We start from the raw sequence: 19,230 nt of genomic DNA on the forward strand, positions 1-19,230 counted from the left end.
ATGACATCCGCCTTGTTCGATCATGCCAAGCGCGTCGCTGGCTCTTATCTGCAACCGCTGCTGGAGGCTGCCGCCCAGCGCGGCGTCGACGCGCAGGCGCTGGAAAACGCGGCCGGTCTGGCGCCTGGCGCCCTCGATCCGCTGCCGGAGTCGCTGCCGGCCGATGTCTACGTGCGCCTGCTGGATATCGGCGCCGGGCTGGCCAACGATCCGCATTTCGGCCTGCATGTGGGCCAGTGCGTCAAACTGGGCACCTACACTGTCTACGGCCTGATACTTCTGAGCTGCCGCGATTTCGGCCAGGTCTTCGAACAGACCATGCGTTACGAGCAGCTGGCCCATGATCTGGGCCGTTCCTCCATGACGATCGACGACGAGATGGCCCGCTACACCTGGCATAGCAACTATGGCAGCGCTCACCGCCATCTGGCCGACAGCGTGTTTTCGGGCATACGCGTCTTCAGCAACTGGCTGGCCGGGATGAAGCTGCCCGCCAACCAACTGACCTTGACGCATGACGGCGGCCCGGCCGAACTGCGCGAGGAATACGTGCGGGTGCTGGGCGAGATGCCCGTCTTCGGCGCGCAAACCAATACCGCCAGCTTCACCTCCGCCATGCTGTCCTGGCCTGTGCCGAACGCGGACGTCAGTCTCTATCCGGTGCTGCAGCAGCACGCCGAGCAGCTGCTGCAACAGCGCACCACCTTGCAGCCCTCGATTACGCAGCAGGTCCATGCCGCCATCGTCGCCAATCTCTCGCATGGGCAGGTGCGGCTGGCATCGATTGCGCAGGAGCTGAAACTGTCGCCGCGTACCCTGCAGCGCAAACTCAGCGATGCGGGAAGCAGCTTCCAGCAGGTGCTGGACCAGGCGCGCTTCGCCCTGGCCCGGGATTATTTGCGGCGGCCGGAATTAAGCCTGGTGGATATTGCCTTCCTGCTTGGATATCAGGAGCAAAGCGCTTTCAATCACGCTTTCAAGGAGTGGGCCGGCGTCAATCCCGGCGCGTACCGCAGCAGTTAAATGGTATCGCCGCGCACCCGGACGAACGGGCCGATGCAGCGCTCCAGGTCACGCTCGACGCACATTACAAACAGGTTGCCGTTGGGGTGAAATTGCAAGTAGCTGGTAACGGCCTTGCCTGGTTTGGTGACCTCGCCACTGCAATCGCGCTTGCCGTTGTCTTTGAAGATGGTATCGGTTTCTTTGTAAAAGCCCTCTTTGTCGGGCTGGTCGCTGATGGTGAAGGTGGATTCGGCCACCTCCTCATTGCTGAACACCAGCGTGGTGCCGTCCGCGCGGATACGATAGGTCTCGGTGCAGGAACCATCGGGCAGCGTGATGCGCCAGGTGCCGACGACGGGATGATCCGCGCGCAATGGCGCACCAGACTTGGCGCCGGCAGCGGCCGATGCCACCGCAGGCAGCAGCGCCAGTGCCATCAACATCCAAACTCGCATCCGCATCGCACACCTCCGTTTATTTTTCCGCCACCTTCTTCATTTGCGACAGGCCGCTTTCAAACGCCGGACCGATCATGCTGTCCATGCTGACGAAGATCGTCATCAGCTTGGCCATAAAATCCGTCTTGCCTGACATGGTCCAGCTGACGACAGTGGTATCGCCTTTTGGCTCCAGCACAAAATCCGTCACGGCGCTTGACGCCATCGGCTGGAAGAAGTCCAGCTTGATGTTAACCTTGGCCGGTGGCGTCAGGCCAACGATTTCCATGCGGCCGCTGCCCACGTTTTTATTCCCTTCCCAAGCATAGACCGCGCCGAGATCCTTGGGCGCACCACTGAAGGTGCGTGTCATCCCGGGGTCCAGCTTCTCCCACGGCGACCACTGCGGCCACTGATGGAAGTCGCTAATGAGCGGCTGGATTTTTTCCGGCGGCGCCTTGATGGCGATGGAGCGCGTCACGCTGTAGGTGCCCGGCTGCAGGGCAGCCACGGCCAGCACAATCAGGATCAGCACCGACAGGCCAATGACAATCTTCTTGAACATGGTTTCCCCTTTTCTGGATTAATTATGCACCAGCCGGACCGGCAACACATCCGGCGTCATGGTGAAGGTAAAGCACTCGCGCGCCGACGGCGCACCGGGCACGCGCGCCAGCGCAAAATTCCGCGTCAACATGGACATCACCATCTTGATTTCCGCCATGGCGAGGTAACGCCCCGGGCAGAAACGCGGCCCGCCGCCAAACGGAAACAGCTTGCGGCCAGGATCGTCGCCCTGCCCGATGGCGCCGTCCAGCCAGCGTTCCGGCATGAAGCGCTCGGGCTCGGACAACTCGCATTCGCGCTCCGATGCATGGCGCAGCAGCAGGAAAATCACGGTACCCGCCGGCACGGCCAGATCGCCCAGCACCACATCCTGATTCGGCTCCGCCGCCATAAACGGCGCCACCGGCTTGAGGCGCATGGCTTCGCGCGTTGCGGCGTCGATGTATTTGAGCTTGTCCAGCAAATGGTAATCATCGAGCACGGTGCGCGCGCCCAGCACCTGCTGCGATTCCGCCGCCATGTGCGCCGCAGCCTGCGGGTGATCGGCCAGGAACTCCAGCAGCCACGCGGCAGTGTTCGACGTTGTGTCTTCGCCCGCAAACACCATGGTGATGGCGTTGCCCACCACGCCCTCATCGGTAAAGCCGGAATCCGGCTCGTCGCGCGCCACAATCAGGGCCTCCAGCATATTCGCGGGTTTCTGGCGCAATGCCGGATTCTCCACCAACCGCTTGCGCGCGCCGGCGATGAAACCGAAGATGGCCTGTTGAATGCGCGCTGCGGCGGCAATCGCTTCATGATCCTGCTCGCGCTTGAGCATCGGCACGCGCCAGTAGGCAAACGGCGTGGTCAGGCGCTTGGCCACCAGTTTGAACAGGAACTCGATATCGCGCTGCAGCGGATGCTCCTCCAGTTCCAGCGTGTTGATGTCCTGCCCCATGGCCAGGCCAATGGTCACATCCAGCGTGTACGCCTTCAGGTCGCGCAGCAAATCAACGGGGCGGCCATCGGCAATGGCGCGCTCCCAGCGCAGCCGCAGGCGTTCCGTCATCGCCGACAAGGTCGGGAAAAAGTTATGGATCACTTCCGGCGTCAGCGCGCGCATCACCAGCTTGCGCTGGCGGCGCCATTCCTCGCCTTCGGCCGTGAACAGGCCACGCGTGCCCACCTCATTGAGCATTTCCGCCGTGCGGCTGGAACGGCGCATCACGTCCGGCCGGTCGCGCAGCAGCGAGGCGATCAGATCGCGGTCGGCCGTGGCCAGCATCTGCTTGCGCATGATGCGGAAGCGGTAGAGCGGACCATGTTCGCGTGCCCAGCCCTCCAGAACACGGTGGAAAGGCTGGGCGCGAATCTCGCGTATATTGCCCATCAGCGGCCGCGCCCTTGGCCCTGGCAGATCGGTAATCTGGCGCTGCGGCGCCATGCCCCGTGTAAGTTCCATGATGTTTTTTCCCATTCCCGTCCGTCTCCGCGTACACTTGGGTCTCCAAATGTTGACGATATACTCACTCGCCGGAGGAAGCAAATGCTGTCGCACGTTTATGTGGGAATTAACAACTTTGAACCGGCGCTGACGTTTTACAGCGCGGTGATGGAGGCATTGGGCGCCAAGCTGCGCTTCGCCGATGCCAGCAAGCCGTGGGCGGCATGGCAACCGGCGGAAGGCGGGCGGCCGTTGTTTGTCATCGGCGCGCCCAACAATGGCCAGCCGGCTGTCGCCGGCAATGGCCAGATGGTTGCCTTGCTGGCAAATTCACGGGAGATCGTGGATCGCGTCTATGCAGCCGCGCGTGAGCATGGCGGCACTTGCGAAGGTGCGCCGGGTCTGCGTCCGCAGTATCACGCCAACTACTATGGCGCCTACTTCCGCGACCCGGAGGGGAATAAATGTGGCGTCGCCTGTCACGACGCCGTGCCGGATTAAGACTTAGGCCAGGGCTTCCTTGGCCGCTTCCTCAGGCGTCAAGCCTTCGTAGAACTGGTCGGTGAACCATTCCACCTGCTCTTCAATATGTTCCTGCGCCTGCTCCTGCGTGGCGCCGCCCTTGACCAGGAAGCCCTCCACTTCAATACACCAGTTAATCAGTTCCAGGGTTTCCGGGTCCAGCTCTTCTTTTTTCTTTGCCATGATTGCTCCTTACTTCTCGGGGTACAGCACTACTTGCAGATAGTTGTCGGTATCGAAGTAGCGTTGCGCGGCCTCTTTCAAGTCCGCAGCCGTCAGCGCGTTCACGCGTGACTCATAGGCCAGTATATCCTCTGGATTGTTATTGTTGAAGAAGGCATTTTGCAGGGACGCCATCCAGTAGCCGTTTTCACGCATGCCTTTGCGGTAATTCTTGATCCACGAGGCCTTGACCTTGTTCAGGTCCGCCTCTTCCGCGCCGCCCTGCTTGATCTTGTCGATTTCAGCAAAGGTCGCGGCCAGTACCTTGTCCACGTTCTCCGGCGCGCATGGCAGGCTGGCGTTGATGGTGTAGTTACCGTACGGGATACGGCTCATGGAGCCGTTCATGCCGCCGCTGTACATGGCGCCCATCTTCTCGCGCAGCGTTTCAATCAGCTTGAGATTCATGACTTCCACCAGCGCCTGCAGGCGCATGCGTTCGGCGCGCGAGTAAACCACTTCGCCGGTGAAGGACAGCGAGATCGTGCTCTTCGGCTCAGAGCCGGCATGCACCTCCTTCTTCACCACGCCCTTGATCGGACGGACGCCTTCGTCCTTGAACGCCACAGGAATCTCGCCCACCGGCAGACTGGCCAGGTAAGTCGCGATCAGCGGCTTGATCTTCGCCACATCGAAGCTGCCGACAATGAAGAAGGTGAAGCCGCGCGCGCTGGACATGCGGCTGTTATAGATATCCAGCACGCGGTCCAGCGCCAGCTGGTCAAAGTCGGCCGGCTTGGCGGCGCGCAGCACACGCGGGTTGTTGTTATACAGGGTGGACGTCACCGTGTCGTAGAACACCGACTCCGGCCGCGCCAGATTGTTCTGTGCCAGTTCGCGCTGGCGATCCACGTAGGCGGTGTAGATTGCAGCGTCCTTGCGTGGCTGCGTCATTTGCAGATACACCAGCTGCAGCATGGCCTCCACATCCGAACTGCCCGAGCTGCCGCCCACCGATTCATTGAGCGAGCTGACATTGGCACTGGAGCTCACGCTCTTCCCTGCCAGGACTTTCACCAGATCGTTGGGCGTGTAATTCAGCACGCCCATCTGGCCGACGATGCTGCTGGCGTAGTGCGCGGCAAAGACATCGCTGTCCGGCAGCAGCGACCAGCCGCCGTAGCGCAAGCCGCCCAGAATCACCTGGTCGTTATTGAAATCCGTCGGCTTGAGCACGACCTTGACGCCGTTGCTCAGCGTGAGTTCCGTGGTGCCGATGTTGGCGTTGACCTTTTCGCTGACAATGCTGCCGGCTTTCGGCAGCGCCGGCATCAGCTGGCTGGCGTAGACCTTCTCTTCCAGCGGCTTGACGGCATTCTTTTCCGCTGCGCTCGCAGTCGCCACCAGTTCATCGGCTTTCGGCTGCACCACGCCCGGCTTGTCGACGCCGGAATAGATCACCAGTTTGCTCTGATTGAGCGGAATCGCGGCACGCACGGCAGCATTCACCTCCTGCACCGTGATACCGGGGATCAGCTCCGTCGCGTAACGGTACTCCGCAGCGGTGCCAGGAATCGTCTCCTGCTCCAGGAAGTTACGGATGTATTCCGCCGCGTAGCCACCCGAGTCGGACTTGTCACGCTCGTTGTACATGCGCTCGTAATTCCGCAGCAGTCCTTTCTTGGCACGCTCCACTTCAGAAGCGGTAAAGCCGTACTGGCGCGCGCGCTGATCTTCCTCCACCAGCGCATTGATGGCCGGCGTCGCACCGCCCTTGCCCAGCACCGCGCCCGCGCCAAACGAGCGGTAACCGCGCACGATCTTGTTCATGCCGCTGCCGCCTTGCAGGAATGGCGGATTCGCTTGCTGCGTCAACTCGTACATGCGCTGGCTGAGGATGAAGCTGTACATGCTGTCGATCAGCTTCTGGCGGTAATCGGCAATCGTCTCGCCGGCCGGCCAGGACTGGATCGGATAACGGATGTAGACGGTGTTGGCGCTGACTTCCTTGTCGGTGAAGACGATGCCTTCGGAATCCTGGCGCTCAGGGATTTTGGCATATTCGCGTGGACGCGGCGTGGCGGGATTTTTCAGCTTGCCGAAATGCTGTTCAATCAGACGCTGCGCCTCGGCAGGATCAATGTCGCCAACAGCCACCACCGCCATCAGGTCCGGACGATACCAGTCGCGGTAAAAGCGCTTGATCGCGTCGTACTTGAAGCTCTTGAGGATGTCCTCCTTACCGATCGGCATACGCTGCGCATAGCGTGAGCCGTTCAGCACCTTGGGCAGCACGATCTTGTTCATGCGGTCGTCCACACCTTTACCGAGGCGCAGTTCTTCCAGCACGATGCCACGCTCGCTATCGATATCGGCATCGTTGAACGACAGGCCATGCGCCCAGTCTTCCAGCACCTGGAAGCCCTTCTCCACAACTTCCTTATTGTCCGTCGGGATAGGCAGGATATAAACCGTCTCGTCGAAGCTGGTGTAGGCGTTGAGGTCCGCACCGAACTTCACGCCAATCGACTGCAGATACGATACCAGCTCGTTGCGCTTGAAGTGCGTCGAACCGTTGAACGCCATGTGCTCCGTAAAGTGCGCCAGGCCTTGCTGGTCTTCGTCTTCCAGGATGGAGCCGGCCTTCACCACCAGCCGCAGCTCCAGCTTCTTCTCCGGGCGGCTGTTTTTTTGAATGTAGTAAGTCAGGCCATTGGCAAGTTTGCCAACCTTGACCTGCGGTCCAACTGGAATCTTGTCACTTAGCTTAAGTGGTGGGAGATCGTCGGCTTGCGCCAGAAAAGTACACGCCACCAGTGCAGCGCCGGACAGGATACGCAGGTTATTCAGCTTCATTCCGCAGTGCTTGAAAATTTTAGAGAACAGCTACCATACACCGAAATTCTTAATTTAGGCTAGAATCCTCGCTTGCCTGCCACCCGGCGGGTAACAACAACGACGTCTTCGGGGCGGGGTGCAATTCCCCACCGGCGGTAAAGCCCGCGAGCGCTTCGGCGCAGATCTGGTGTAACTCCAGGGCCGACGGTTAAAGTCCGGATGAAAGAAGATGTGCGCTTATTACGTATCCTGCTGCCCGAGCGATCGGCGTAGCTGGCTGCGCGTATTCGCTTGCCCTGTCGCGTTCCTGATTTTTACAAGGAGCGTTTCACCTATGCTGGACCAAACCGCAGTATCCCCTTACTCCCTCGTATCCGATGACCTGGAAGGCCGCATCCACGCGGCGCTGGAAGCCATGCGCGCCGGTGTGCCTGTCATTTTGCTCGATGATTTCGACCGCGAGAACGAAGCGGACCTGATCGTCTCCGCCGAAAAGATGACCGTGGAAACCATGGCCATGATGATCCGCGAATGCAGTGGCATCGTTTGCCTGTGCCTGAGCGCCGACAAGGTGCGCGAACTGGAACTGCCGATGATGGCGGCCAATAACGGCAGCCGTTACGGCACGCCGTTCACGGTATCGATCGAAGCGCGCGAAGGCGTGACCACCGGCGTCTCCGCTGCCGACCGCGTCACCACCATCCGCGCGGCGACGGCGGCAAACGCCAGGCCATCCGACCTGGTACATCCAGGCCACGTCTTCCCGCTGCGCGCCACCCCAGGCGGTGTGCTGGCCCGCAAAGGCCATACCGAAGGCTCGGTCGACCTGTCCACCATGGCGGGCCTGAATCCATCGGCCGTGCTGTGCGAGTTGATGAACCCGGACGGCACCATGATGCGCGGCGCCGACATCGAACGTTTCGCCGAACTGCACCAGATGCCCATTCTGACCATCGCCGAGATGATCGAATGGCGCACCAGACACGGTATTTAAACCGGTTTTCCCGGCTTGACGTAGCGGTAGACCAGGCATAGCGCGCCTGCGTATGCCGCTGCGATCAGCGTGAACGCCAGCGGCAGGCGCAGCGACCAGTTCTGCGCCATGTGCATCACCGTGCCCATCATCGCCACGCCCACCAGCGCGCCGATCTGCCGGTTGGCGTTGAGTGCGGCGGCGGCGCTGTTGGCGTGCGCCTTGCCGGCCACCAGCATCACGGTGGCAGTCATGCCAGGGATCGCAATACCGATCGCAACGTTCATCACCACCGCCGCCGCTACCAGCAGCGAGTAAGGCGTTTCGGGACGCAGGCCAAGCAGCATCAGTACCGCCATGAGCAGGCCAACCATCAGGCCATACAGCATCGGCGGCCGCGTACCTGTGCGGGCGGTAATGCGGCCCGAGGTCAGATTGCCGATGGCGAAAGCTGTCATCATGGGAATCAGTTTCAGGCCCGTTTGCAGCGCGTCCGCCCCGCCCTGCTGGATAAAGAGGCTAAGCAGGAACAGCTGGCCAAACACTGCAAAATTAATCATGAAGCCGACGCCGTTGGCCGCCGCGAATGCCGGCGTTTCAAATAGCGCCTTGGGCAGCAGCGGATGGGCGCCATTGCGTTCGCGCCGCACTAGCAGCGTCGCCACGGCCATCGCTGCAGCCGCCGCTGACAACACCGCAGCGGACGTCCAGCCCAGCACCGCGCCTTCAATCAGCACAAAGCTCAGCGCCGCCAGCATCGCCACGCCCAGCGCGTGGCTCAGCATCGACAGATCACGCTCGTGGCGCGGCGTGGCAGGCGCCAGCACCTGCGTCAGCGCGATGCCCAGCAGGCCGATAGGCACGTTCACCCAAAACACGCTACGCCAGCCAAATTCGTGCACCAGCAGGCCGCCCACCAGCGGGCCGGCGGCCGACGAGCAGCCAACAATGGCCGACCATGTGCCCAGCATGCGGGCACGCGTGGCCTGGTCTTCATAGGCATGCGTCAGCAGGCTCAGGGAACTGGGCATGAACAGCGCGGCGCCGGCGCCTTGCAGCAGGCGCGCGGCGATCAGCGCGTTGCCACTCGGCGCGATCGCGCATAGTACCGAGCCAAGGATAAACACGCTCAACCCGCCCTGATACACGGCTTTGGGGCCGTAGCGGTCGGCCAGCGCGCCGCCCGCCATCAGCAACGCGGCAAAAGTCAGCGTGTAGCCATCCACCACCCACACCAGGCCCGTGAGCGGCACCGACAGGCTGGCCGAGATATCGGACAACGCCGTATTGACGGCGGTGACATCGATCATCGCCATCACAAAGCCGATGGCAAGCGTCATCAGCATCAGCAGCGGGGGAATCTGGCGGGCTGGCGCCGCCGTTGTGGTTGTCGTGTTCATGCGCGCATGGTAGGCCGCTTGCGCGATGCAGTAAATACGCATAACATCAGCACTCCGATGCAAAAATGCATCATGTGAAATGGCTGCCATGGACTGGGACAACGCCCGCATCTTCCTCGCGATTTACCGCAAAGGCACGCTGCGCTCTGCCGCCGCCATGCTGGATATCGACCAGGCCACCGTCGGCCGGCGCCTCAACGCGCTGGAAAGTTCGCTGAACGCGCGGCTGTTCTTACGCACGCCATCGGGCTATATGGCCACGCCGGCCGGCGAACTGGCGCTCAGCGCCGCCGAGAAGATGGAGCAGGCGGCCCTGCAGTTCCAACGCGAGATGCAGGGCATCGACAACCGCCTGTCGGGCAGTGTGCGCGTGACCACGTCCGACACCATGGCCATCCACTTTGTCATCAACGCCATGCAGCGGCTGCACGTGCAGCATCCCGATATCCGCATTGTGCTGAGCACCAGCACCGATATCACCAGCCTGACGCGGCGCGAGGCCGACCTTGCGGTACGTACCCTCAAACCCACCAGTCCCGACCTGATCTCGCGCCACCTGGTCAGGCGCAGCATGGGCCTGTACGCTACGCCAGGCTACCTGAAGGCGCGCGGCATGCCGGTCCAGGGCAATGGGCTGGCCGGCCACGACATCGTGATCTATCAGGCCACAGTGGCTCCCCGCCATCGCGAGAAAATATGCCTGGAGCCCGTGCACAACGCACGCGTCGCCATGGAGGTCAACAGCGGCCTGGCGCTGATCGAAGCGGCGCGCCAGGGCATGGGCGTCACCGAACTGCCCTGCCACATGGCCGACGGCGACAAGCGGCTGGTTCGCATCTGGCCGGAACGCGTCGATCACTATGACGTCTGGCTGGTGATGCACAGCGATTTGAGCCGCAGCGCGCGCGTACGCGCAGCAGCGGACGCCATCATCGCCAGCTTCCCGGAAAAGTAGCGGACGCCTGTCTGGGCGCCTGCGGTGCTAATATGCCAATATGAGCACACAAGCATCGATCCCTACCGTCCTGCAACGGCTGCATCAAGGCACAGTCGACTGGCTGCATAGCTGGTGGCGGCTGCTGCACTTTGCGGTGGTGATGTTCACGCTGGCCCTGCTGCCGTCCACCTATGGACACGACAAGCGTCCCCTGCTCGCCCGTCACCTGGTTGCCGATACGGCGCCCAACCTGGCCTGGTATGGCGTGCTGTCCGCGCTGGTCAGTCTGGTGCTGATACGGATTGTGGTGGTGACCTCGCAAAGCTACGGCCTGTCGCGCTTTGCGCTGGAGATGGTGGTGCGGGTACTGGTGCTGGAACTGGTCCCGCTGACGGCGGCAGCCTTCGTTGCCTTGCGCACCACACTGCCGGCAGGGTTGGAATTCGCCCAGCGCCGCAGCGCCGGCACGGTGACGCTGGCCGAGCTGCACACCGAGTTCTTCCCGCGCGTGGCGGCAGGCATCTTCGCCGTGTGGATGCTGGCGGCGGTCAGCTGCGTACTCACGCTGATACTGGCCTACCTGTCGCTGTATGGCTTTACGCCGTGGGCAATGGCTGGCTACACGCGCGTGGTGGGACAGGTGTTCAACCCGGCCGTGACACTGATCCTGGTGCTGAAAATCGTGTTCTTCAGCTTTGCCGTCGGACTGATTCCGATGGCCTCCTCCTTTTATTTTGGCGCCAGCTACCGCAACAAGGTCACGCACGGCCTGTCGGACATGGTGCGCCTGTTTGCCGTGATGCTCTTCATCGAAATCGCGTCGCTCATGGGGAACTACTACTGATATGACAGAACAAACCAACGAAACCGCCCCGGTGCGGAATGCCGAATTCAAGGCCGCCATGCTGCTGGTGCTGATGGTGGTGCTGGTACTTGGATCCGCCCTCTACCTCATGTACGCGCGCGGCGCCTTCGAGTCCACCCAGACGCTGGTGCTACAGGCCGATGATTCCGAAGGCGTAGTGGTCGGCATGGACGTCACCTTTGCCGGCTTCCCCATCGGTCGCGTGCGGCGCATTGAATTAAGCAAAGAAGGCAAAGCCCACGTGCTGGTCGACGTCCCGCGCAAGGACGCGCACTGGCTGCGCAGCTCCAGCATCTTCACGCTTGAACGGGCGATCGTCGGCGGCGCCAAGCTGCGCGCGTTCAGCGGCATCCCCACCGACCCGCCATTGGAAGACGGCGCCACACGTTCGCTGCTGGTTGGCGATGCAGCCGCCGAAATCCCTCGCCTGCTGGCGTCGGCACGGGGACTGCTGCAAAACCTGAACGACCTCACAGCGGAAAATTCCGCACTGGCCGCCAGCCTCGCCAATGTGCAGGGCGTTACCGGCAAGCTCAATGGCCCGTACGGCGCCATGGGCGTGATCGCCGGCGACGACAAAAACGCACAGCAGCTTGTGGAACGCGCCAACAAGCTGCTGGTCACCGTCAATGCGCTGGCGGTAAAGGCAGATAGCCTGATCGGCCACGCCGACGAACGCGTCTTCGGCCAGCAAGGCGTGATGACGGATGCGCAAGCCACCATCGTCCAGTTGAATGGATTGCTGGCGGATGCGCGCAACAGCCTGAAAAAAATGGATGCCGTGCTGGTTGAAGCGCAGGCCGTCGCCTCCAACACCAAGGAAGCCACGGCAGATCTGGGCACCTTGCGCGGTGAAGTGGAAAGCAGCTTGCGCCGCGTCGAACAGCTGGTCAACGAAATCAACCGCAAATGGCCATTCAAGCGCGATACGGAGATCAAGCTGCCATGAAAAAAATCATCGCGATGTCCGCCCTGCTGCTCGCTGGCTGCGGCAACAATCCTCCTGTGCCAGACTGGCAGATGAACGCGCAAAACGGCATCGAACGCGCCACGGCAGCCTACATGGAAGGCAACGCCCGCGTTGAAGCAGCAGAACGCCAGCGCGCCCACAGCGCGCTGGCCAGTACCGGCAAAGTGGATTTGATGATACGTGCGGAACTGATCCAATGTGCGGCCCGGGTCGCGTCGCTGGTCTTCGAAGATTGCGCCGGCTATCAAAAACTCGCACAGGACGCCAGCCCGGCGGACCGCGCCTACGCCGCCTATCTGGCCGGCCAGGCCACCGTCGCCGACGCAGCCCTGCTACCTGCGCAGCACCAGGCGGTGGCAGCCGCCGCAAGCGACCAGGCAGCAGCAAGCGCCGTCCAGGCCATCGCCGATCCTTTGTCCCGGCTGGTGGCCAGCGGTGTCCTGCTGCGCACCAGCCGCGCCAGCCCACAAGTGCTGTCCAACGCCGTGGACACCGCCTCCGCCCAAGGCTGGCGCCGGCCACTGCTTGCCTGGCTTGGCGTGCAGGCCATGCGCGCCGAGCAGGCTGGCGACACGGCCGAAGCCCAGCGCATCAAACGCCGCATCGCCCTCATCACGCGCTAAACCAGGAACCGCCATGACCGTTCTCGAAACCGCCATCCCGCAGCAGAGCGAAATCGCCCAGCGCCTGCCCGACGCCTATTTTCACGACTGCTTTAGCGTGGATACCACGCCAAACACGCCGTCCGCGCTGGAGACCTATCTGAAGGTGATCGCCACCACGCCACGCTGGATCAACACCGCCATGGGGCTCCGCAACCGCATCGTCCAGCTGGTCGGCCTGCAAGACCTTGGCCTGCTGACCGACATCGATCCAGACAAACCTGCCAGTGCTTACAAGGTGGGCGACCGTATCGGCATCTTCCGCATCCGCTACCTCAGCGAGCGGGAAGTCATCCTCGGCGACAACGACAAGCACCTCAAAGTCGAACTCTCCGTCTGCAAGACGCAGCAGCAGGTTTCGGTCAGCACCGTGGTCCACATCAACAATACGCTGGGACGCATCTATATGTTCTTTGTGGCGCCGGCCCATCGCCGCATCGTTCCCGCCACGTTGAGGAAAGCCCGCTTGCTGTAAAATCCTGCTTCCAACGCATCAGGGATTTACATGGCCTCCACCCTCGCCCGCACTGTACGCGGGCTGTTTTCCGTACTTGCACTGTCCTGCGCGATGCTGGCGCAGGCCGCACCGCAGAAAGTCATCGTCGACATGGACATCGGCGACGACATCGATGACGCCTTCGCATTGGGCCTGCTGCTGCAAAGCCCCGAGATCGAGATTGTCGGCATCACTACCGCCTGGGGCGACACCGCACTGCGCGCGCAACTGCTGGAGCGCATGCTGCGTGAAACCGGCCACGGTCAAATTCCGATAGCCCAGGGTATCCGTACCACCGGCAACCCGCAGCCATTTACGCAAGCCCGCTATGCCCAGCGCGGCAAACTGCCGCCAAAGATCGACGCGGTCGGTTTCATGCTGGACCAGATCAGGCGCCAGCCCGACCAGATTACCTTGCTGGCCCTTGGTCCGCTGACCAATATCGGCGCCGCCATCGAGCGCGATGCCGCCACCTTCGGCAAGCTCAGACAGGTCGCAATGATGGGTGGCTCGGTACGCAGCGGTTACCGCAAATCGCACTACGTGCCAGCGCGTCCGGCTGACAGGGAGTACAACATCGTCTCCGACATCGCCAGCGCACAAAAGCTGTTCACCTCCGGCGTGCCGATTGTGATGATGCCCGTCGATTCCACGCAAATCCGACTCGACGAAGTGGAACGCAACGCCCTGCTCGGCCACGGATCGGCCGTCACCGACGCATTGGCCCTGCTCTACCACCAGTGGATAAACGCCTATCAGCCATGGTCCAGCAATATGCCGTCGCTGTTTGACGTGGTGCCGGTCGCATGGGTGATCGATCCATCGGTTTGCCCCACCATCCCGTTGCGCATCGCGGTCGATCACGAAGGCTACACGCGCGAACAGGCTGGCACCCCCAACGCCCAGGTATGCCTGGCCTCTGACCAGAAGCGCTTCTTTGAGATTCTGATGCCGCGTTTATTGAAGGACTAAACCATGGCCCTCGTCTACTCCACCGAAACCGGGCGTATCTGCCCGGACTGCCGCAAGCCGCTCAGCGACTGCACATGCAAAGCCGCCGCCAAGGCCAGGCCGATTGGCGACGGCAACGTCAAAGTCTCGCGTGAATCCAAAGGACGCGGCGGCAAAACCGTCACGCTGGTGCGTGGCCTGCCGCTGGATGCCGACGCACTGGCAGCGCTGGGCAAGCAATTGCGCAGCGCCTGCGGTTCCGGCGGTACCGTCAAGGATGGCGTCCTCGAAATCCAGGGTGACCATTGCGAACGCGTGATGGCCGAGCTGACACAACTCGGCCACAAGCCCAAGCGCGTGGGCGGCTAAGCCTTATTTACGGGTGCGCTGGTAGGACTGATAGATGTTGTCACGCTCCAGCGCACGCCCGTCACGTACGGCCGCAATCCATTCATCGGTGTTGGCCACGGCCGCAAAGCTCGAATGGAACACCGTGCTGAAAACCCGGTGTATCTCTTCCGCACTCGCTTTGCCGGCCGCATTTTCATACGATGGCGAGCCGCCGGCATCCGCCAGAAACTCCACCGTCAGCCCCTTGTGCGCCGCTTCGAAGATCGTTGAAGCATTGCAGTTGTGCGTCATATAGCCGACCACCGTCAGCGTATCGATGCTGTTGGCGGCGATCCATTTGTCCAGATCCGTATCCGTGAACACGCTGGCGTAAGCCTTGTTGATCTGGTGGCTGGCCTGGCGCCTGGCCACTTCCGGGTGCAGTTTCCAGCCCTCCGAACCTTGGGCAAAGATAGGCGACTGTTCCGGGGCGTCGTGCTGCACGACGACGACCGGAATTTCAGCCACGCGCGCAGCATCCATGGCGCGGGTGATATTCGGCAGGGAGACAGCCACTGGTGGGTATTCAATCGGCAATTGACCGCTGAAGTATTCGTTTTGTACATCAATGACAAGCAGGGCACGACGCATTTTAGTTCTCCTTGGTGGGTTGCGATGAGAGACATTGTGCGCGTTCAGCGGCTGCCAAAACAGTGGCCCGTAGGCATACATACGATACAATCGGGCCATGCGCGCCCAATATAAAATTGCCGTCGTCGCCTTCGACGACATCACGCCCTTCCATCTGTCCGTTCCAGGCATGGTATTCCGGCATGTGGAGGCGTTCGACATCAGGATCTGTTCGCCCGATCCTTCGCCATTGCGCACCACCGGCGGTTTCGACATCTCCGTTCCTTACGGCTTGCAGACAATGAGCCGCGCCGATATCGTCATCGTACCGACCTGGCATGATGACTGCCGGCCAGCGCCTGCGACGCTGCTGGATGCGCTGCGCCGCGCCCACCGCCGTGGCGCCCGGATTGTCGGCCTGTGTCTGGGCGCGTTTCCGCTGGCGGAAGCGGGGCTGCTGAATGGCCGCACCGCCACCACCCACTGGTCGTTTGCGCACATCTTGGCCGAGCGCTTCCCGGCCGTCACCGTGGACCGTGAAGTGCTTTACGTGGATGATGAGATTCTGACGTCAGCCGGCGTGGCGGCGGGACTGGATTGCTGCCTGCACCTGCTGCGCGAACTATGCGGCGCCGAAGTGGCCAACCGCGTGGCGCGCCAACTGGTGGTGGCGCCGCATCGTCAGGGCGGACAGGCCCAGTTCATCGAGCGTCCGATTCCCGTCAGCGGCAGCGATGACCGCTTTACGCAAGTATTGGAATGGGTGAACCAGCATCTGGCCCACGATCACAGCATCGACGCACTGGCCGGCCGCGCGGCCATGAGCCGCCGCAATTTTACGCGCCACTTCCGTGACGCCACCGGCACCTCGTTCAAGCAATGGCTGCTGAACCAGCGCGTAGCGCACGCCCAGGGCTTGCTGGAGACCAGTGATGTATCGATAGAAGTGGTGGCGCAGGAAGCCGGCTTCGGTTCGGCGCTATCGCTGCGCCAGCACTTCCGCGCCACGCTGCATACATCGCCGTCCGAATACCGGCGTCAGTTCCGCGATACTGCGGCCTGATTATTTTCCGGCCGCTTCAAGCGCAGCGGCTTCGCGCAGCTTGTCCTTCTTGCTCTTGCGCTTGCCCTTGATGCCACCGTTGACGATGTCAGTCACACCATTGGCCGGCGCCGGCGCCACCTCGGTCGGTTCAAAGCCGGCAATCACTTCACGCTCGACGCGGCCGCCCTGGCGGCTCTCGATCAGGCGGAAATGCTGTTCCGTTTCGGCGGTCACAAAGCTGATCGCCACGCCGCTCAAACCGGCGCGGCCGGTGCGGCCTATGCGGTGGGTGTAGTCGACCGCGGAGCGCGGCAGATCGTAATTGACCACAGCGGGCAAGCGCGCCACATCAATGCCGCGTGCCGCCACGTCAGTCGCCACCAGCACTTGCAGGCGGCCCTCTTTAAAGTCCTTCAGCGCGTCGGTACGCGCACCCTGGCTCAATTCGCCATGGAAGGACGCGGCGCGGATGCCATTGCGGTTCAACTTCTCGGCCACATGGTCGGACGCATATTTGGTAGCGACAAACACCATCACACCGCGCCATTGATTTTCCAGGATCAGATGCTTGAGCAGCATGGTACGGCGCGGCACATCCACCGTGATCGCGCGCTGCTGGATGTCCGGCTGGCTCTCCGGCTCCGCCAGGACTTCAATCCGCGACGGCTGATGCAGCATGCTGTCCGCCAGCGCCTGTACAGCAGGCGGGAACGTCGCGGAAAAGAACAGGCTCTGACGCTGCTTGGGCAGCAGCTCCAGGATGCGGTTCAGTTCTTCGCTAAAGCCCAGATCCAGCAAGCGGTCTGCCTCGTCCAGCACCAGCATGCGGGTATGCGAGATATCCAGTGCGTTGTGGTCAATCAGATCCAGCAGACGGCCCGGCGTCGCCACCACAATGTCCGCGCTACCCCGCAGCGCCATCATCTGTGGGTTAATCGACACACCACCGAATACCACCGCCAGCTTGACCGGTTCATTCAGATGCTCCGCCAGCTTGCTGATGGACTCCCCTACCTGCGCCGCCAGCTCGCGCGTCGGCACCAGCACCAGGCCATGCAGCTTGCGTGGCCATTTACGCTTCTCCACCATCGATTGCAGCAGCGGCAGCGCAAATGCGGCAGTCTTGCCGGAACCGGTTTGCGCAGCGCCCAGCACATCCTCTCCGCGCAGGATGGCGGGAATGGCGGCGCGCTGGATGGCGGTCGGTTCCTGAAAGCCGATTTCGGTAACGGCGTTAAGCAATGAGGGTGCAAGGCCCAGCGTAGAGAAAGACATGTCGGCCTTTGGGTAGGTGAATACGGTGAAAAGCCAACAGTATAAAGCATGCGGCAAATTTGCCCTTCCCGGCCATTCGTGGGAATATAGCCTTTTTGACCACGCAAAAGATCATGATTAACTGGGACGCCCACGCTTGTCTGCCGCAACATCCACTGGCCGACTTCACGCCGGTGCGCAAGCTGCACGCCGCAGGCGTGAATTATGTCTCGCTGAACGTGGGCGCGGACATGAACCCTGTGTCGCAGGTAATGTCCGTGATCGCGGGCTACCGCGCCACCATCGCCGCCGACCCAGAGCGTTATGTGCTGGTGTCCAGCGTGGACGACATCATTCAGGCCGCAGCCGACGGCCGCATGGCCATCACCTTCGATCTGGAAGGCGCCATGCCATTGATGGAGCAGCCGGAAATGGTTGCGCTGTATGCGCAACTGGGCGTGCGCCAGATTCACTTCGCCTACAACCGCAACAACAGTGTCGCGGATGGCTGCCATGATGTGCCACGCGGCCTGACGTCCCTGGGCCACCGCATGGTGGAAGCCGTCAACGAAAATGGCATCCTGATGGACTGCTCGCATACGGGCCGTCTGTGCAGCCTGGATATCATGAACACCTCATCCCGGCCAGTCATCTTCAGCCACGCCAATCCGTACACGCTGGTGCAGCATGGCCGCAACGTGACGGACGAACAGATTCGCGCCTGCGCGGCGACTGGCGGCGTGGTGTGCGTCTCCGGCCTCTCCTTCTTTATCGGCAGCGCGCAGCCAACCGCCGACGACGTGGCACGCCACGCGGCCTACGTGGCCGACCTGGTGGGCGTACGCCACGCCGGCATAGGGCTGGACATCTGCTTCACCGAGCCTGGACTGGATGACACGCCACCGGGCGCATTCGATCCATCGCACTGGTGGCCTGCCTCCGCCGGCTACAGCATGGAGCAGCCGCCCACCTTCACGCCGCCGGAAGTATGGCGCGAGCTGCCGCTCGCGCTGCGCAGGGTTGGCATGAGCGACAGCGAAGCGGAACTGGTCCTGGGCCGCAATATGATGCGCGTGGCACAACAAGTCTGGAACGCGCCACAGCCACTCGCCAAAGCCGCCTGATTATCTGTGCAACCGGCTTCTCAGGTACGCCGTCAGTGCCAGCTTGAATTCCGCCACCAGCTCACGGCGCTCAGCCGCCGTCGCCTGCGCATACAAGGGATTAAGTCCCTTCACGATCTGTAGCGCCACGGTGGCAGTGCGCTGCGCTTCTTCCACAGGCATTTCCGGCCGCTTTTCCCGGAGCGCGGCGCCAAACTGCGCTCTTAGTCGCTGGCGTGCATCGGCACTGCGCTGATAACCGAGCGTGGCATTCAATAATGTGAAATAAGCTGGCCGCTCGTCAAAGAAGCCGATCATCAGATCAAATATCCGGTCCGCCAGCGCAGATACGCCAAGCTGCGCCGCTTCGGCGATCAGGCCACTCCAGCGCAGCGCCATCTCCTCGCCATATTGCTCCCGCAAGGCGCGGGCCAGCGTCAACTTGTTCGGAAAATACTGATAAAGCGCGCCAATCGATGAACCGGATCGTTCAGCGATTGCCGTCATCGTGGCCGCATCAAAACCGGATTCGGCAAACACGGCGCCAGCCGCATCCAGCATGGCAGCCATGCGTAATTCGCCCCGCAACTGCTGCGGCTTGCGTCTTGGTGTTTTCATGGTATCTGAGGACATCCTCATATTATAGAGTACAATACA

At 61.9% G+C, this 19,230-nt stretch carries 21 protein-coding genes and 1 riboswitch; of the genes, 12 read left to right on the forward strand and 9 right to left on the reverse strand.

The features are described from left to right. Positions 1-1,023 (forward strand): helix-turn-helix domain-containing protein, encoded by a 1,023-nt coding sequence (locus BUA36_RS00350; RefSeq protein WP_072780455.1) that lies wholly within the window; start codon positions 1-3, stop codon positions 1,021-1,023. On the opposite strand, the gene BUA36_RS00355 is transcribed toward BUA36_RS00350, so the two are convergent. The 3 genes from BUA36_RS00355 to BUA36_RS00365 are packed head-to-tail and all read right to left on the reverse strand — an operon-like array spanning position 1,020 to position 3,453. Continuing rightward, the gene (locus tag BUA36_RS00355; RefSeq protein WP_072780456.1) at positions 1,020-1,466 is read right to left on the reverse strand and encodes a hypothetical protein; all 447 of its coding nucleotides are present in this window, start codon (positions 1,464-1,466) and stop codon (positions 1,020-1,022) included. The genes BUA36_RS00350 and BUA36_RS00355 overlap by 4 nt on opposite strands. A 13-nt stretch (positions 1,467-1,479) precedes the next feature. Then, positions 1,480-2,007, reverse strand: a complete 528-nt coding sequence (locus BUA36_RS00360) for an SRPBCC family protein (RefSeq protein WP_072780458.1) — start codon at positions 2,005-2,007, stop codon at positions 1,480-1,482. Between the two features lie 18 nt (positions 2,008-2,025). Beyond that, the gene (locus BUA36_RS00365) at positions 2,026-3,453 is read right to left on the reverse strand and encodes a cytochrome P450 (protein ID WP_072781513.1); all 1,428 of its coding nucleotides are present in this window, start codon (positions 3,451-3,453) and stop codon (positions 2,026-2,028) included. A gap of 84 nt (positions 3,454-3,537) precedes the next feature. Here BUA36_RS00365 and BUA36_RS00370 point away from each other — a divergent pair, with 84 nt between their 5' ends. Further along, positions 3,538-3,936 carry a VOC family protein gene (locus BUA36_RS00370; protein ID WP_072780460.1) on the forward strand — a complete coding sequence of 133 codons (399 nt, stop codon included), beginning with the start codon at positions 3,538-3,540 and terminating at the stop codon, positions 3,934-3,936. Positions 3,937-3,939: 3 nt separating this feature from the next. On the opposite strand, the gene BUA36_RS00375 is transcribed toward BUA36_RS00370, so the two are convergent. Both BUA36_RS00375 and BUA36_RS00380 read right to left on the reverse strand, forming a co-directional pair. Continuing rightward, positions 3,940-4,140: a hypothetical protein gene (locus BUA36_RS00375; RefSeq protein WP_072780462.1), complete on the reverse strand. Its 201-nt coding sequence runs from the start codon at positions 4,138-4,140 to the stop codon at positions 3,940-3,942. 9 nt (positions 4,141-4,149) lie between these two features. Then, positions 4,150-6,975: a M16 family metallopeptidase gene (locus tag BUA36_RS00380; RefSeq protein WP_072780464.1), complete on the reverse strand. Its 2,826-nt coding sequence runs from the start codon at positions 6,973-6,975 to the stop codon at positions 4,150-4,152. A 100-nt stretch (positions 6,976-7,075) separates the two neighbouring features. Next, positions 7,076-7,192: riboswitch (FMN riboswitch) on the forward strand. A 99-nt stretch (positions 7,193-7,291) separates the two neighbouring features. On the opposite strand from BUA36_RS00380, the gene ribB reads away from it, so the two are divergent. After that, the gene (gene ribB / locus BUA36_RS00385; RefSeq protein WP_072780466.1) at positions 7,292-7,951 is read left to right on the forward strand and encodes a 3,4-dihydroxy-2-butanone-4-phosphate synthase; all 660 of its coding nucleotides are present in this window, start codon (positions 7,292-7,294) and stop codon (positions 7,949-7,951) included. Here the strand turns inward: ribB and BUA36_RS00390 are convergent. Continuing rightward, complete coding sequence (locus BUA36_RS00390; protein WP_072781514.1) at positions 7,948-9,330, reverse strand: MFS transporter; 1,383 nt, start codon at positions 9,328-9,330, stop codon at positions 7,948-7,950. The two genes, ribB and BUA36_RS00390, sit on opposite strands and share 4 nt — an antisense overlap. Before the next feature lie 88 nt (positions 9,331-9,418). On the opposite strand from BUA36_RS00390, the gene BUA36_RS00395 reads away from it, so the two are divergent. Genes BUA36_RS00395 through BUA36_RS00425 form a run of 7 tightly spaced genes read left to right on the forward strand, consistent with a single transcriptional unit; the run spans position 9,419 to position 14,580 of the window. Beyond that, positions 9,419-10,285 carry a LysR family transcriptional regulator gene (locus tag BUA36_RS00395; RefSeq protein WP_072781515.1) on the forward strand — a complete coding sequence of 289 codons (867 nt, stop codon included), beginning with the start codon at positions 9,419-9,421 and terminating at the stop codon, positions 10,283-10,285. Between the two features lie 40 nt (positions 10,286-10,325). After that, the gene (locus BUA36_RS00400) at positions 10,326-11,111 is read left to right on the forward strand and encodes an ABC transporter permease (RefSeq protein ID WP_072780467.1); all 786 of its coding nucleotides are present in this window, start codon (positions 10,326-10,328) and stop codon (positions 11,109-11,111) included. Between the two features lies 1 nt (position 11,112). Continuing rightward, positions 11,113-12,081 carry an MlaD family protein gene (locus tag BUA36_RS00405; protein WP_072780469.1) on the forward strand — a complete coding sequence of 323 codons (969 nt, stop codon included), beginning with the start codon at positions 11,113-11,115 and terminating at the stop codon, positions 12,079-12,081. After that, positions 12,078-12,725 (forward strand): hypothetical protein, encoded by a 648-nt coding sequence (locus BUA36_RS00410; RefSeq protein ID WP_084559927.1) that lies wholly within the window; start codon positions 12,078-12,080, stop codon positions 12,723-12,725. The genes BUA36_RS00405 and BUA36_RS00410 overlap by 4 nt, the downstream gene beginning before the upstream one ends. A 13-nt stretch (positions 12,726-12,738) precedes the next feature. Beyond that, positions 12,739-13,239, forward strand: a complete 501-nt coding sequence (locus BUA36_RS00415) for a DUF2867 domain-containing protein (protein WP_072780473.1) — start codon at positions 12,739-12,741, stop codon at positions 13,237-13,239. Positions 13,240-13,269: 30 nt separating this feature from the next. Then, the gene (locus tag BUA36_RS00420) at positions 13,270-14,232 is read left to right on the forward strand and encodes a nucleoside hydrolase (RefSeq protein ID WP_072780474.1); all 963 of its coding nucleotides are present in this window, start codon (positions 13,270-13,272) and stop codon (positions 14,230-14,232) included. Between the two features lie 3 nt (positions 14,233-14,235). Next, a complete protein-coding gene (locus BUA36_RS00425; RefSeq protein WP_072780476.1) occupies positions 14,236-14,580 on the forward strand; it encodes a translation initiation factor Sui1 in 345 nt (114 codons plus the stop codon). Between the two features lie 3 nt (positions 14,581-14,583). Here the strand turns inward: BUA36_RS00425 and BUA36_RS00430 are convergent, their stop codons facing one another. Further along, the gene (locus BUA36_RS00430; protein ID WP_072780477.1) at positions 14,584-15,192 is read right to left on the reverse strand and encodes a cysteine hydrolase family protein; all 609 of its coding nucleotides are present in this window, start codon (positions 15,190-15,192) and stop codon (positions 14,584-14,586) included. Between the two features lie 97 nt (positions 15,193-15,289). Here BUA36_RS00430 and BUA36_RS00435 point away from each other — a divergent pair, with 97 nt between their 5' ends. Next, entirely contained in the window at positions 15,290-16,234 is a 945-nt protein-coding gene (locus BUA36_RS00435; RefSeq protein WP_072780479.1) for a GlxA family transcriptional regulator, read from the forward strand. Here BUA36_RS00435 and BUA36_RS00440 read toward each other — a convergent pair whose 3' ends face one another. Then, positions 16,235-17,491, reverse strand: a complete 1,257-nt coding sequence (locus BUA36_RS00440) for a DEAD/DEAH box helicase (RefSeq protein WP_072780481.1) — start codon at positions 17,489-17,491, stop codon at positions 16,235-16,237. Positions 17,492-17,604: 113 nt separating this feature from the next. On the opposite strand from BUA36_RS00440, the gene BUA36_RS00445 reads away from it, so the two are divergent. Then, positions 17,605-18,594, forward strand: coding sequence for a dipeptidase (locus tag BUA36_RS00445; protein WP_072781516.1), 990 nt, complete (start codon positions 17,605-17,607; stop codon positions 18,592-18,594). Here BUA36_RS00445 and BUA36_RS00450 read toward each other — a convergent pair whose 3' ends face one another. Continuing rightward, positions 18,595-19,206 (reverse strand): TetR/AcrR family transcriptional regulator, encoded by a 612-nt coding sequence (locus tag BUA36_RS00450; RefSeq protein ID WP_229255574.1) that lies wholly within the window; start codon positions 19,204-19,206, stop codon positions 18,595-18,597. Positions 19,207-19,230 lie beyond the last annotated feature (24 nt).

Source organism: Duganella sacchari, from assembly GCF_900143065.1.
In the GTDB taxonomy this organism is placed as follows: Bacteria; Pseudomonadota; Gammaproteobacteria; order Burkholderiales; family Burkholderiaceae_D; genus Rugamonas; species Rugamonas sacchari.